Consider the following 13565-nt stretch of genomic DNA (forward strand, 5'->3'; position numbering starts at 1 on the left):
CGCGGCCGTAGTTGATCACCTATGATCGCCGCCATGCCCGCCCCCCTCCCGGCGCCCACCTTCGATGCCGCTGCCGCGTACCCCGAGGTCAACGACCTGCGCAAGGCGCTCGACGCCGCCGACTGGCCCGCCGTCCGGGCCGTGTTCGCCGACCGGGACCCCGCCTTTCACACACTGCTCGTCAGGGAGGCCGGCGACCACGCCGGGTCCGCGGCGTTCCTGCACCGCGTGTACGACGACGACCCCACCGACAGGCTGGCGGGCACCCTGCACGGCACTCACCTCATCTGCGACGGCTGGCGGATCCGCAGCTCCTACCGGGCCCGACACGTCAGCCGGTCGCAGTTCGAACAGTTCCATGAACACCTGCGTCGCGCCGAGCGGGTGCTCATCGACGTCACCGCCCGGTACCCCGACGACGCGGCCGCCTGGACTGAACGGATCATCATCGCCCGGGGTCTGCAACTGGGCCAGAACGAGGCACGCCGCCGCTACGACCGACTCGCCCAGCACCACCCCCACCACGCCCCCGCACAGGCGGCCCTGCTCCAGCAGCTCTGCCCGAAGTGGAGCGGCGACTGGGACCGGGCCTTCGCCTTCGCCCGCGAGTGCGCGCAGGCCGCTCCCGCCGGGGCGCCCAACGCCGTGCTGGTCGCCGAGGCGCACCTGGAACGCTGGCTGGACTTCGACACCGACCGGGAGCGCACCGCGTACGTGCGCAGCACGCCCGTCGTGGACGAGGTGATGCAGGCCGGGCAGCGATCCGTGCTGCACGCGGACTTCGTCGACCGGCCGGGCTGGGTCTGGATCCGCTCGACGTTCGCGCTGATGTTCAGCCTCACCGAGCAGTGGCCCGCCGCCGCCAGCCAGTTCACCGCCCTGGGCAACCTGGGCACCGAATACCCCTGGGCCTACGTCGACGACGCCGAGGGCTTCACGAAGTACCGCGCGAAGGCGTACGCGAAGGGTGGCCAGTCATGATCCAGCACCTGGACGTGGACGGGGTGCCCACGCTGCTCGCCCCCACCGGCGGGCCGATGCGCGCCGGACTGACCTTCCGGGTCGGCACCGCCGACGAGACGCTCAGCCGCGCCGGCATCACCCACCTCATCGAGCACCTCGCGCTCGCACCGCTCGGCCTGGCCGACTACCACGTCAACGGCGTGACCGCCCCGGCGTTCACCATGTTCCACACCCAGGGCTCCGAGGCGGACATCGCGGCGTTCATGACCGCCGTCTGCGGGCACCTGTCCGACCTGCCGGTGGCGCGGCTGGACGTGGAGAAGGACATCCTGCGCACCGAGTGGAGCAGCCGGGGCGCCGCCGCGATCGACGACATCCCGCTGTGGCGACACGGCGCGCGGGACTTCGGGCTGAGCAGCTACCCGGAGTGGGGCCTGGGCGCGCTCACCGCGGACCACCTGCGCGAGTGGGCGGCCCGCTCGTTCACCCGGGAGAACGCGGTGCTCTGGATCGCCGGCGACCGGGTGCCCGCCGGGCTACGCCTCGCGCTGCCCAGCGGCGTCCGTCAGCCGGTGCCGGCGGTCTCGTCGGCGCTGCCGCAGACCCCGGCGTACTTCGTCAACGGCGCCCGCGCCGTGGTGCTCGACTCGGTGGTGCGGCGCAGCACCGCTGCGGCCGTCTTCTCCGGCGTGCTGGAGCGGGAGCTGTACCGGTCGCTGCGCCAGGAGTCCGGGCTCTCCTACACCACCACGACGGGGTACGAGCCGCGCGGCGACGGGTACGCCACGCTGCGGGCGCTCGCCGACGCGCTGGCGGAGAAGCAGGACGCCGTGCTCGGCGGCTTCGTCGACGTGCTCGCGAAGCTGCGGGTCGGGCGGATCGAGCAGGCCGACCTGGACGCGACCATCGCCAAGCGGGAGGACGTGCTCGGCACCGCCGAGATCGACGCCGCGCGACTGCCGGGGTACGCCCTCAACGTGTTGACCGGCGAGCCGAACCTCAGCATCGACGAGCACCGGGCCGAGCTGAAGGCCGTCAGCCTCGCCGACCTGCGCCAGGTGGCCGGTGAGGTGACGTCGTCCGCGCTGCTCATGGTGCCGGGCGGGCTCCGCGCCGACTGGGCCGGCTTCGTCGCGGCGCCCACCCACTCCAGCGACACGGTCGACGGCACCACGTACGCGGCGAAGCAGGGTGCCGGCGCGCTCCGCATCGGCGTGGACGGGGTGACCTACCTGGGCACCGACGGGCCGCTGACCGTCCGGTACGCCGACTGCTCCGCGATGCTCGCCTGGCCCGACGGGGCGCGGCAACTGATCGGCTCGGACGCCATCGTGCTGCACGTCGAGCCGACGATGTTCAACCTGCACCCGGCGGCGCTTCCGGTCATCGACGCCCAGGTGCCCGCCGACCGGCACATCGCCATGCCGGCCCGCACACCGGACTCCATCCCGCAGCCGTCGGCCGCCGAACGACCGGCCGCGACGCCCGCCGACCGCCCCTGGTGGGAGATCGCGGCCATCGTGGTCAGCGGCGTGGCCGTCCTGTTGGCGGGCGCGGTGAGCCTGCTGCTGACGTACGTCATGGTCGCCGCCGGCACCGAGCCGGGCGAGGAATGGCTCTGGGGCGTCGTCGTGGCGGCCTGGCTGCTCACTGTTATCCTCGCGTTGCCCATCGTGCTGCTGTGGCGACGGCGGCGGGGATGAGGCGGGGCCACACCGGTGCTGGCCCGTGATCCACCGAGCGGGATAAGATCCGCGCGGTGTCGGGGCGGTAGCTCAGCCGGTTAGAGCAGGGGACTCATAATCCCTCGGTCGCGGGTTCGAGTCCCGCCCGCCCCACCAGCGGTTTCCCAGGTCAGTCGTGCTGCCGACGACCCGGACGGACCGCGTCGAGGTCCGGACCGACGCCCTCAGTCCGCACTGAGTCCGCAGCAGCCCGACCCGCCGCCCGATCAAGGCGGCCCGCAAGCGGGCCGCGCCGACCGCGCTCGGCCTGCTGGCGGCGCAAGCGTCGGCAATCGGCCGGCGCCCCGGCCGATTGCAGACCGCGCCAAGCACCGGGATCCGACGCCTCCGACGGGGATCTTCGACAGAGATGGGCTTGAGGGGGAGGCGTGGTACGTGCCAGATGAGGTGTTCCCCAGCGATCTCTCCGGCCACTTCTGGGCAACGCTGGAACGCCGGCCGGAACTCGATCGATGGCGCTTCGAGATCCTCGACTATCAGAACAACGTCCTGCTCAGCGGCTTGGCCCGAAGCGAGCGGCAGGCCGCAGCCATCGTCAACGCATGGGACCAGGTGATCGCAACGTCGCACGACGAAGAGGATCCCAGCATGGGTTGGGTTGATGATCCGGAATGACGGGTAACCCGTCGTCCCAGGGACGTGCGGTCCGCATCTGGTCCACAAGAGGCCGGGGCTCGGCTCGGCGGCGGCGGTGTTCGCCGCTACGCTGGCGCGTTTCGAGCGGCACGAGAGGTACCAGCAGTTCCTCCGGAACCCGACGCAGATTGTCAGATTTACGGGATGGACCAATCGAACATCCGCACCGGCAGGAGTACAAGAACGACGGTCGCGGCGACGGCGAGCAGAACGCGCACGGTGCGAAGACCTCGCCACCACGGGATGATCCAGAGCAGCAACCAGTCTGCCGGGCCGGCCGGCCATGCTTATGGAGCACCAGGTCCTAGAAGACCTCGGGGCTCCGCCCCGAACCCCGACCCTCCTCAGCGACCCCGCCGCGAATCACCTCGCCGGGCACCACAAGGGCTACCAGCCTCTCCGGTCGGGGACAAGGTCGTTCGTCCGGTAGGGCGCTCCACCTTGTCCCCGACCGGGGAGGCTGGACGGTCTACGACTGCCCGACGAGGAGATTCGCTCCACCGGTTCCGGTTGATCGCTTGTTGCCCTCGGGTTTGTCGACGGCGGATGGCAGTGGTGAGGCATCCCGAGTGCTCTACTGACGGCATGGCAGAAGATCAACGCTGGAGCGAGTGGCAGCGTGCGAACCGCATGCTGCTCGTGGAGGAGCTAAGGGGCGGCGGTTGCTACTGGCTCGTTCCGCAACCCCCAGTATTCATTCAGGCAGGCGAGCGCTACCGCACCGAGCCAAGCGGACTAAGGATCGAGCACGGCGACGGGAGCCGGACCGTCCACCCGGGGAACTGGGAAACGCGGCTCACGGCGTGGACGCTGGAGGGCGACCCGCCGTAGGGCCAGTGGCCGGCGTGCCATCTGCGTGCCAGTAGCCGCGGCCGCCGGCGGTCACGAGCGGGATCAACGGGTCCACACACCCAGCGCCGTATGCAGGCGTTCTGGGCATCTCACGGCCATGAACCTCGATCTTCCAAACTGACGCTCCGAACCGCGCAGTCCGCATCTAGTCCGCAAGAGGCCGACCGACAGCGGGGAGTGGTGGGAGATGTCGAGAAGGGTTTCCGCTGCTAGACGCCCATCTGCCCAGGTCGGCGGGGCGGGTATTTTGATCTCATAATCGCTCGGTCACCGGTTCGAGTCCCGCCCGCCCCAGCAGCACAACACTGGTTCGCCGATCTTCCGTAGTGCTACTCGTGGTGCGAGCGCTACGGTCGGCCCCAACGCCCCCACCCGGTGGCGCAATTACCGCCTGCCTCGGTCGGCCGCCGCTGCAACGGCATCCGCGCCGAGGTCTCGGACCTGAACACAACCCGCGCGTCGTCCACTGGCACCCGCCGGCCCCGCCGTGCCGTCACCGCCTGCCGCCCTTGGCTGCGTCCAACAACGTGGCCAACCGGTAGCGCAACACCCGGACCTGCCCGATCGACAACACCACACGGTCAGACGCCGTGCCGTCGGTGGCCGTCAACGCCACCACCGGTTCCACCGCCGGGTGGATTACCTGCACCAGACCGACGGTCAGGATCGACGCCTCGGGTCGGTTGGTGTCGACGTCCGAGATCCGTGACCGGTGCTCGCCGCGCCGGACGCACCCGTTCCGGTCACACCACCGAGGGTGACGGTCCGGGGCCGCCAACATGCCAGTGGGAAACACGTGGACACTCCCGCATCCTCGGGTGACCGCCCGCCCTGAGACCGGCGCGACGGACGCCGTGAACCCAGCCGATGCGATCGCACGGGTCGCCGGATCGGGGTGGGTGGGGCAGACGTAGGCCACCGCGTCTGACGACCTGCGGTCCGCCGCGCCGCTGTAGACCTCGATTCGGTGGGTCGCTCGTTCTCCGCAGTCCTTCAGGGTGAAAGGTAGATCCCGCATGGGTCGCACCTCCGATGTGCGATCAAGTCCCCCGGTGAGCGTGCGCAGCGCGAACCGAGGGATGTCGATCAACGCTGCCAACTCACTACGGTATTCGACTTGGCCTTATCTGTAAACAGACAAGTTGGCCTACTGTACCCCCCGGCATGGTTGGCCTGTGCCGTTGCGGGCGAAGATGGCCAAGTGGATCTCGACGGGGCTATGCGTGCGCTGAAGGCCGCCGAGGAGGCGTTGCCACAGGCAGACGAACATGCCGTGCAGGCCGCCCGGCAGATCAAGGCCGATGCCCGTGCTCGGGTCGAGACCGCCCGCACCGAGCTGCACCGCGCCATGGTCGCGGAGTACCGGGCTGGCGCGCGACAGGTGGACCTAGTCAAGCGGACCGGCTACAGCCGTGAGCGCGTCCGCCAGATCCTGCGGGCCGCCGGCATCGGGGCAGAGTAGGTTCCGGCTGGACCAGACTGACCGTCGTGTGGGAGACCGGAGCAGGCCTGACTGGCCTGTTCCGGATCGAGCCGAGAGACCGGGTGCTCCGGCGACCCTACGACGCGACCGACGGGGCCGACCGGACTCCTCCTTGCGTCAAGCGTCTCCTGCCTGCCGGCTGCGCTCAACAGCTCAAACTCCGCGTTTCGAGCGGCGCGAGAGGTACCAGCAGTTCCTCCGGAACGCGACGCAGGCTGTCAGATTTACGGGATGGACCAGTCGAACATCCGCACCGGCAGGAGTACAAGAACAACGGTCGCGGCGACGGCGAGCAGAACGCGCACGGTGCGAAGACCTCGCCACCACGGGATGATCCAGAGCAGCAACCACATGGCACCCGAGATCGCCAGATGCGTGCCGATCACCCCGAGGCTCGTCTCCTCGCACATGTTGTCGGCCACGGCCTTCTTGCACAGGGCCGGCGGGCCGTTGTGGTCCCCGAAGTTTCCCAACACGCCGACGATGCCGGCCAACACTGGAGCCGCCACGAGGGTGAACAGCGGCGTCACCAACCATCCGGCGAGGTCCCGGCGCCGGTTCGCTAGCCGTTCCACTCGCGAAACGGTACAGCCGGGTAGGCGGGTGGCGCAGCCCGTGAGATCAGCTGGGCGGTACGCGGACCGCCTCCGGCGAGGTGTGCCGTGACGGCGAGCCGTACTCCAATGCGGGCGGAGTCCCGACCGGGACCGCTCACCAGCACGACCAGCCCGCGGAACTCGGTCAGGAAGGCACGAGCCGGAGCGTGCATGGCAAAGCCCTCCGGGGCGAGCCCTTGCTTCCGCTCGCCGACGTCCACCCGGCGGCGTGGCGTCCAACCCGCCATCCCGAGTATCTGAGCCGCGCGGTCCGGCAGCGGGCGGTCGTCCCCCCGCATCACCGCACCTCCCTCAGGTCGAACGCGTTGCGCTGGGCCCTCGGGTGGTGGACCAGGCCGCCGATTCTGGCCACGATGCCGTCTCGGGTCTGTGTCGCGGTGGCGAAGACGGCTGACGGACGACCGAGCGCGTCGCCCTGGTGGACTTCAATGTCGCTGGTGCGGGATGTGTCGAGCAGGTGGGCGGCGAGGCAGCCGACGCTGTTGGCGTTGACGATGTCTTCGTCGACACCGATCGCGGGGGCGAACATGCGGGCGCTGGCTGGTCCCGCGGTCGGCGCGAGCACGTAGGCGAAGCAGCCGAGATAGCCGAGCCGGCGACACTCGGCTGCCAGCCGGGCCGGATCAGGCCGCATCGCTGACAGCGTCCGGCGTTCGCGGACACGGACGAGAAGCCGGGGCGTGCCGGGCGAGGCGACCCGCAGGTCGTCGGCGACGATGTCGCTCGGCGTCAGACCGAGGGCCGCGATGATGGCGCTGCTGGCAGGGTCGGTGCGGTCCGACAGGGTGATGATGCCTTGTTCGAACCAGACCTCGATGCCGTCGCGCCGGCGGGTGGCGGTCACGGCGACGAGTCGGTTGCCGGTGCTCTGGAGGCCGTGGTGCTGGGTGCCGCCGGCACGGTGCAGCAGGACGGCCTGCGCGGCGATGGTGCCGTGGCCGCAGTTCTGGAGTTCTCCCTCGGTGGTGAAGAACCGTACGCGGGGCAGGGCCTCGCTGCTGCTGTCGACGAATGCGGTGTGGGAGGTGCCGACCGTCGATGCGACAGCGCGCCGCTCCTCGTCGGTGCGGGTGGCGTCGTCGATCACGACCGCGGTAGGGCTACCGCCTCGTCCGTCGCGAGTGCAGGCATCCACCACGATCAACCCCATGGGGCAACTCCCAGATGATCCGGAGGTTCCAGCGGCACCCGAACAGGTCGAGGGCGGCCAGCAGTGGCCTCTCGATGCTTCGATTCCCGACACGGTAACCAGTAGCCGGGACAGCGCCGGGCACGACCGTCGGGAGCGGCTCGGTGGGACCCCTCGATCCGGCCGCGCGGCGTAGCGTCGAATCCGTGCCGAGCCGTTCGTAGTACAGACAGGAGGCGGTCGGAGGAGACCGCCGGGACGAGGGAGTCGTGTTATGCCGCGGTACCTGATCTCGTTCAACGAGGGCGCGATGGACCACATCCCCGCCGAGGACTGGCCCGACGTGGGCAAGGCCTCGCACGCGGTGGTCGAGGAGGCCGTGAACGCTGGCGTGTGGGTGTTCGGCGCCGGACTGGAGAGGCAGCAGGCGAGCATCGTGGCCACGGACGGAACGGTCACCGACGGTCCCTACCCGGAGACCAGGGAGGTCGTCGGCGGCTTCGCGGTCGTCGACGTGGCCACACGCGGGGACGCGCTGGCGTGGGCTGCCAAGGTCGCGGCCTCGTGCCGTTGCGCGCAGGACGTCCGGGAGCTCATGCCCGATCCCGAGACGGACGAGATGATCCGCCAGGCCGCCAGTCGGGGGCGACGGCCCGACGGGGTCTGATCGAGGACCCGCGTGACCCGCTACGACGGCACGTCAGGCGACACCCGCAACGGCCCGTACACCGGGCAGATCCGGCGTCGTGTCCATTGCGCGACGAACAGATCGAGCCTGCGGGCTGCGGATTTAGCCTGATTCGGTGATGTCGATGGCTGGCGCGGGCGTACGCGTCCGGCTGCTCGGCCCGGTGGAGGTGGTCGCCGCCGACGGCCCGCAGGCGGTGAACGGGTTGCGCCGCAAGGCGGTACTGGCGACATTGGCGCTGCACGCGGGCCGGGTCGTGAGCGTCGACCGGCTCATCGACGTGGTCTGGGGCGAGCGCCTGCCGGCCACCGCGGAGAACACGCTCCAGCGCCACGTCTCCTATTTGCGCGGGGTGCTCGGCGAGCCCGGATCGATCGTGGCACGTCGACCCGGTTATGTGCTCAACACCGGGCCGGAGTCCACGGACGTCCAGGTCGCCGAGCACCTCCTGGAACTGGCCCGCCGCGCGACGGACCGGGCGGAACAGGTGACCCACCTGACGGAGGTGGTGGCACTGTGGCGCGGACCGCCGCTGGCCGACGTGGCCGGGTCCGCCTGGCTCGAGGAGCAGGCGGAACACCTGGCACGCCTGCGGTTGGAGGCCGAACGAGCGCTCGCCGAGGCCCGGCTGTCGGTCGGCGAGCATGCTCGGCTCGTCCCCGGGTTGGAACGGCTCGTCCGGCAGCATCCCTTCGACGAGCACCTGCACGCGCAGCTGATGCTCGCCCTGTACCGGGACGGCCGACAGGGCGAAGCGGTCACCACGTACCGGCGGTTGCGCGACGCCCTGCGGGACAACCTCGGCATCGACCCCAGTCCGCGGCTACGGGATCTGGAGCGCGCCATCCTGCGCCAGGACACCGCGATCGCCGCGCCCGCCCCGACGCCGACGGCACGGCCGGTGGCGGTGGCGGTGCAACTGCCTCCTCCCGTACCGACGTTCACCGGGCGCGAGGCGGAACTCGCCGCCCTGGACGCGCTCGTCGACCGGGGCGGCGCCGTGGTGGTGTCCGGCACCGCGGGCGTCGGCAAGACCGCGCTCGCCGTGCACTGGGCGCACCGCGCGGCCGGGCGCTTCCCCGACGGCCAGCTCTACGTCAACCTGCGTGGCTTCGACCCGGCGGCCACACCGACCGAACCGGCGCGAGCGCTGCACGGATTCCTGGAGGCGCTCGGCGTTGCGGCGGCGCGGATGCCCAGCGAACCGGACCTGATGGTGAGCTTGTACCGCACGGCGGTGGCCGGCAAGCGTCTGCTGGTGGTGTTGGACAACGCGCGCGACGCGGAACAGGTCCGACCGCTGCTGCCCGGCTCACCCGACTGCCTCGCGATCATCACCAGCCGGGACCAGCTCACCCCGCTGGTCGTCACCGAGAGCGCCCAACCGGTGATGCTCGACCTGCTGAGCCCCGACGAAGCCCGCCACCTGCTGGTCCGCCGGCTCGGGGCGCACCAGGTCGCCGCCGAACCCGCCGCGGCCGACGACATCGCCGACCGCTGCGCGCGGCTGCCCCTCGCGCTGGCCATCGTCGCGGCCCGAGCCGCCACCAACCGGCGCCTCTCACTGGCCGCGGTGGCCGGTGAACTGGGCGACCTGAACGCCTTCCACGGAGGCGACGAGGCCACCGACGTCCGTGCGGTGTTCTCCTGGTCGTGCCGAACGCTCAGCCCGCCCGCGGTCCGACTGTTCCGGCTGCTGAGCCTGCATCCCGGCCCGGACGTGTCCGCCCCGGCCGTGGCCAGCCTCGCCGGCGTCACCCCGACGGCGACCGGTCCGCTGCTCACCGAGCTGACCCGGGCGAACCTCCTCACCGAGCACACCCACGGGCGGTACGCGTTCCACGACCTGCTGCGCGCGTACGCCGCCAGCCTCGCCGACGACGCGGAGTCACCGGCCGACCGACAGGACGCCGTGCACCGGTTGCTGGACCACTGCCTGCGCACGGCACACGCCGCGGACCTCGCACTGCACCCGCACTTCAGCGAGATCAGCCTTCCGCCGCCCCGGCCCGGCGTGACGGCGGAGTACCCCAGGAACAAGTCGGCCGCCACGGCGTGGTTCACCGCCGAGGTCCCCGTTCTGCTCGCCGCCGTACCGCTCGCCGCGCGGTCCGGGTTCGAGGGACACGCCTGGCGGCTCGCCTGGGCCATGGCCGGCTTCCTGCACCGGCAGGGGCACTGGCAGGACTGGCTCGGCACGCAGCGGATCGCTCTCGCCGCCGCGTCCCGCATCGGCGACCAGGCCGGGCAGGCCCATGCCCACCGCAGCCTCGGTCTCGCCTGCTCCCGGCTCCGGCGGTACGACGAGGCGGACGACCACCTGCGGCGCGCGCTCGACCTGTTCACCGAGGTCGGCGACGACGCCGGACGGGCACACACCTGCCTCAACCTCGGTCAGCTGGCCGAGCGGCAGGGGCGGCACCACCAGGCGCTCAGCCACTCCCGGCGGGCGCTGACGCTGTTCCGGCGGGCCGGAAACCGGGCCGGGCAGGGGTACACCCTCAACGCCGTCGGTTGGCAGGAGGGGCTGCTCGGCAACTACCACAGTGCCCTCACGTCGTGCGGCGAGGCGCTGCGGATGTTGCAGGAGGTGGACGACGTGCAGGGACAGGCCGACACGTGGGACAGCCTCGGCCACGCCCATCACCAGCTTGGGGACGACCGACGGGCGGTCGCCTGCTACGAGCACGCCCTCGAACTCTTCGCGCAGGTCCACGACCGGTACGCGGTGGCGAGCACGTACGTCAATCTGGGCGGCAGCCACCGGGCGCTCGCCGACCTGGGTGCCGCCCGTGCCGCGTGGCGCCGCGCCCTGAGCATCCTCGACGACCTCGGCGACGCCGACGCCGACTCGCTGCGCGCCGACCTCGAACAGCTCGACGTCACCCGGCTGTCCTGACGCCCCGCGCTTTCAGCGCCGTTTCCGGGCCGTTTCAGCCCGGCCCGGCACTCTTCGGGCACCAGTTTCCCTCGCCAGGAATGGAGCATTCGATGAGTCGCTTGGCACGCAACCTCGCGGTGGTGGGGGTGGTCGGCGCGATGGTGCTGGCCACGTCCTCCGCAGCCGTGGCCCAGACCGACAAGCCGCCGACCAGAGGCACCGACTGTGTGGTCCAGTACCTCGACGACCGCGGCGGGATCGCCCGCACCGAGACCGAACCGGAGGGTCGGGAGCACGGTCAGTTCCGCTGCGTCGCCGCGCAGTGGACATTCGCCTGGGACCCGTTCGGGGCGGACGACATGATCATGGCCGACGAGATCTGGATCGATCCGTCCGGCGCTGTCACGGCCCGGCGGTTCACCGGTCCCGCGCTCGGCAACGACCTCACACTGGGCGAGATCGCCGCCATCACCCAGGCCGTCACCGGCAGCGGGAAGGTGCTGATCGACCGCGCGATCGTGGCGGTCGACGACGGCAAGGAGCGGACCCCGGAGCAGGTCCAGGCGCTGCTCGCCGGCAAGGACACCACCGGCGTACGGGTGCTGGGCACCATCGACAAGCCGGATCCCGCCAAGTCGACGAAGGACATCATCGACGAGGCCGGCGGCACGCCCGAGTCCACCGTCGTCTACTTCAGCATCTTGGGCGCGATCAAGTCCGCGCTCGCGTGGGTCGCGGACACGATCCACGACATCGGTGAGTGGATGGAAGAGCACTGCACCTGGGGGCCCTCTCCCACCGGCCTGGGTGTCGTGATCACGTGTGGCTGGTAGCCCGTACGACTCCGCCGACAGCGGTCACCGAGATGAGGACGCCATGAGAGCTCTGCGGGACATCGCCAAGCGTGCCACCGTCGTCACCGCGGCACTCGTCGTCGGGCTGGTGGCCTCGTACGCGCCGTCGCACGCCGCCGAGGACACGGCCAGGACGACGGTCACCGACCAGCCCGGTGCTCCGGGGATGATGCTGCGGCAGTTCGAGGACCTGACCGGTCAGCCCGTCGGTGATCTGGACACGGTGCTGGCCGTCGACGCCGGAGGCCGGGATCTCACCGCCGACCAGCTCGCGGCGCTCGTCGCCGGCGAGAAGGTCGACGGCGTCACGGTCGTGGGCGCGATGCCGGGCGGCCGGGAGATCCTCGGCACGACGATGGCCGACCTGGCCGACGGCGTGTACGACGGCAAAGGTGACAGCGGGACAGCGACAGCCCTGCTGTTCGCCTCGTCGGTGCCGGGGGGCCGGGAGTGGTGCCTGACCATGTGCATGGCCTCGGGCAAGTCCTACTGGGAGTGCATCCAGTCGCGCCGGGGCGACCAGACCTTCACCCTCGACCTCGGCGGCGACACCACGGTGGGCGGGATGAAGGCTGCCTTCGAGAAGGCCAACGGCGTCGCCGCCGACGGCCCGTACGCCGTGGACACCTTGACCGGCGACCGCGAGCCCTCGGCGCAGGAGATCGAGACGCTGCTCGACGGCAAGGACGTCGACCCGCTGCGCCGGGTGGCGAGCGTGGCGGGGCCGGACGCCGGGTGGGCGCTGGGCGACATCGCCGAGAAGTCGGGCGTGCCGTACCTGAAGACGAGGATCCACATCTTCACCCTCGGGCTGCCCGTTCTCGGGAAGGTCGTCGTGGTCTGCGTCTCGCACAACGACGGAAAGATTTGGAAGTGCTCGGCCCGCCCGTGGAGTGGGTTCTAGCGGTCGATGAAGCCGCTCCGCGTCGACCGGGTCGGTCGACGCGGAGCGGGACCGGTCCGAGGTACGGCCGGGGCTGCGACTCAGCCTTCGCTCAGCGCGCCCGCCACGGCCTGCCGAAGGGCCGTCGGTGGGCGGCCGCCCGAGCCCGCGTCGCCCTTCCTCGTTGACGGGGTCAGGTACTGATCGCGTCAGCTCGGATGCGAGGCTGAGGGGTGTGCCGTCCCTCCTCGCGCGTCGTGTGTACGAAGCCTGTCACCTGACCGGGTCGTTCCGGCTGCGATCCGGTCAGGTGAGCCCCGAGTACTTCGACAAGTATCTGTTCGAGGGGCAGCCCGATCTGTTGCGCGACGTGGCCGAGGCGATGGTCGCCCTGCTGCCGGAGTGCGACGTGCTGGCCGGGATGGAGATGGGCGGCATACCGATCGCCACCGTCATGTCACAGCTGACCGGGCTGCCGACGGTCTTCGTTCGCAAGCAGGCCAAGGAGTACGGCACCGGCAAGGCGGCGGAGGGTGGCCCGGTGGACGGCCGGCGCGTCGTGGTGATCGAGGACGTGGTCACGACGGGCGGGGCGCTACTGGCGTCGTGCCGGCAACTGCGCGCCAGCGGCGCGGTGATCGAAACCGTGGTGTGCGCGATCGACCGTGAGCAGGGCGGGCGGGAGAACCTCGCCGCCGAGGGGCTGGGGTTGCGCGCCGCCCTCAGCCGACGCGATCTGGCGCCCTCCGCGTCGGCCTGACCGCCTCCCGCCGCGCAACGGGGTAGCGCAGGCGGTACCGCAGGAGGGCAGCAGGAGGGATCGTCCCGGCATCG

Annotated in this window: 13 protein-coding genes and 1 tRNA gene; 10 read left to right on the forward strand and 4 right to left on the reverse strand. The window is 71.0% G+C overall.

Annotated elements, in window-relative coordinates:
* The first annotated feature begins 33 nt into the window (after positions 1–33).
* The 4 genes from ACFYPR_RS29060 (at position 34) to ACFYPR_RS29075 (ending at position 3323) form a co-directional block, all read left to right on the forward strand.
* On the forward strand, positions 34–981 hold the full coding sequence (locus ACFYPR_RS29060) for a hypothetical protein (protein ID WP_355135250.1): 948 nt from the start codon (positions 34–36) through the stop codon (positions 979–981).
* Positions 978–2666, forward strand: a complete 1689-nt coding sequence (locus ACFYPR_RS29065; protein WP_387263566.1) for an insulinase family protein — start codon at positions 978–980, stop codon at positions 2664–2666. Before ACFYPR_RS29060 ends, ACFYPR_RS29065 begins: the two co-directional genes overlap by 4 nt.
* Positions 2667–2727: 61 nt before the next feature.
* Positions 2728–2804 (forward strand) — tRNA-Ile (locus tag ACFYPR_RS29070).
* Positions 2805–3083: 279 nt separating this feature from the next.
* Entirely contained in the window at positions 3084–3323 is a 240-nt protein-coding gene (locus ACFYPR_RS29075; protein WP_363940420.1) for a hypothetical protein, read from the forward strand.
* A 1366-nt stretch (positions 3324–4689) separates the two neighbouring features.
* Here the strand turns inward: ACFYPR_RS29075 and ACFYPR_RS29080 are convergent.
* Positions 4690–4845 (reverse strand): hypothetical protein, encoded by a 156-nt coding sequence (locus ACFYPR_RS29080; RefSeq protein WP_355064096.1) that lies wholly within the window; start codon positions 4843–4845, stop codon positions 4690–4692.
* A 570-nt stretch (positions 4846–5415) separates the two neighbouring features.
* Between ACFYPR_RS29080 and ACFYPR_RS29085 the strand changes: the two genes are divergently transcribed.
* Positions 5416–5658, forward strand: a complete 243-nt coding sequence (locus tag ACFYPR_RS29085; RefSeq protein ID WP_387263569.1) for a hypothetical protein — start codon at positions 5416–5418, stop codon at positions 5656–5658.
* Between the two features lie 245 nt (positions 5659–5903).
* Here ACFYPR_RS29085 and ACFYPR_RS29090 read toward each other — a convergent pair whose 3' ends face one another.
* From ACFYPR_RS29090 to ACFYPR_RS29100, 3 genes are read right to left on the reverse strand one after another with little or no spacing between them, the layout of a single operon-like run.
* Positions 5904–6254, reverse strand: coding sequence for a hypothetical protein (locus tag ACFYPR_RS29090; protein ID WP_387263570.1), 351 nt, complete (start codon positions 6252–6254; stop codon positions 5904–5906).
* Positions 6242–6574: an SUKH-3 domain-containing protein gene (locus tag ACFYPR_RS29095; protein ID WP_363939752.1), complete on the reverse strand. Its 333-nt coding sequence runs from the start codon at positions 6572–6574 to the stop codon at positions 6242–6244. The genes ACFYPR_RS29090 and ACFYPR_RS29095 overlap by 13 nt, the downstream gene beginning before the upstream one ends.
* On the reverse strand, positions 6574–7446 hold the full coding sequence (locus ACFYPR_RS29100) for a PhzF family phenazine biosynthesis protein (RefSeq protein ID WP_387263573.1): 873 nt from the start codon (positions 7444–7446) through the stop codon (positions 6574–6576). Before ACFYPR_RS29100 ends, ACFYPR_RS29095 begins: the two co-directional genes overlap by 1 nt.
* 253 nt (positions 7447–7699) lie before the next feature.
* Here ACFYPR_RS29100 and ACFYPR_RS29105 point away from each other — a divergent pair, with 253 nt between their 5' ends.
* The 5 genes from ACFYPR_RS29105 to pyrE all read left to right on the forward strand — a co-directional run bounded on the left by ACFYPR_RS29105 (position 7700) and on the right by pyrE (position 13491).
* Positions 7700–8092 (forward strand): YciI family protein, encoded by a 393-nt coding sequence (locus tag ACFYPR_RS29105; RefSeq protein ID WP_387263575.1) that lies wholly within the window; start codon positions 7700–7702, stop codon positions 8090–8092.
* A gap of 139 nt (positions 8093–8231) precedes the next feature.
* Positions 8232–11012 (forward strand): BTAD domain-containing putative transcriptional regulator, encoded by a 2781-nt coding sequence (locus tag ACFYPR_RS29110; RefSeq protein WP_387263673.1) that lies wholly within the window; start codon positions 8232–8234, stop codon positions 11010–11012.
* A 92-nt stretch (positions 11013–11104) separates the two neighbouring features.
* Positions 11105–11827 (forward strand): hypothetical protein, encoded by a 723-nt coding sequence (locus ACFYPR_RS29115; RefSeq protein ID WP_387263577.1) that lies wholly within the window; start codon positions 11105–11107, stop codon positions 11825–11827.
* Positions 11828–11870: 43 nt separating this feature from the next.
* Positions 11871–12752: a hypothetical protein gene (locus tag ACFYPR_RS29120; protein WP_387263579.1), complete on the forward strand. Its 882-nt coding sequence runs from the start codon at positions 11871–11873 to the stop codon at positions 12750–12752.
* A gap of 214 nt (positions 12753–12966) precedes the next feature.
* Positions 12967–13491: an orotate phosphoribosyltransferase gene (gene pyrE / locus ACFYPR_RS29125; protein ID WP_387263582.1), complete on the forward strand. Its 525-nt coding sequence runs from the start codon at positions 12967–12969 to the stop codon at positions 13489–13491.
* The last annotated feature ends 74 nt before the right edge of the window (positions 13492–13565 follow it).

This window comes from Micromonospora sp. NPDC005254, from assembly GCF_042872525.1.
Lineage (GTDB): Bacteria > Actinomycetota > Actinomycetes > Mycobacteriales > Micromonosporaceae > Micromonospora.

Bases quoted from the DNA above. Each gene is read 5' to 3' on its own strand.
- ACFYPR_RS29120 (WP_387263579.1), top strand. From the start codon at position 11,871: ATGAGAGCTCTGCGGGACATCGCCAAGCGTGCCACCGTCGTCACCGCG.
- ACFYPR_RS29060 (WP_355135250.1), top strand. From the start codon at position 34: ATGCCCGCCCCCCTCCCGGCGCCCACCTTCGATGCCGCTGCCGCGTAC.
- ACFYPR_RS29110 (WP_387263673.1), top strand. From the start codon at position 8,232: ATGTCGATGGCTGGCGCGGGCGTACGCGTCCGGCTGCTCGGCCCGGTG.
- ACFYPR_RS29115 (WP_387263577.1), top strand. From the start codon at position 11,105: ATGAGTCGCTTGGCACGCAACCTCGCGGTGGTGGGGGTGGTCGGCGCG.
- ACFYPR_RS29105 (WP_387263575.1), top strand. From the start codon at position 7,700: ATGCCGCGGTACCTGATCTCGTTCAACGAGGGCGCGATGGACCACATC.
- ACFYPR_RS29100 (WP_387263573.1), bottom strand. From the start codon at position 7,446: ATGGGGTTGATCGTGGTGGATGCCTGCACTCGCGACGGACGAGGCGGT.
- ACFYPR_RS29085 (WP_387263569.1), top strand. From the start codon at position 5,416: ATGCGTGCGCTGAAGGCCGCCGAGGAGGCGTTGCCACAGGCAGACGAA.
- ACFYPR_RS29095 (WP_363939752.1), bottom strand. From the start codon at position 6,574: ATGCGGGGGGACGACCGCCCGCTGCCGGACCGCGCGGCTCAGATACTC.
- ACFYPR_RS29065 (WP_387263566.1), top strand. From the start codon at position 978: ATGATCCAGCACCTGGACGTGGACGGGGTGCCCACGCTGCTCGCCCCC.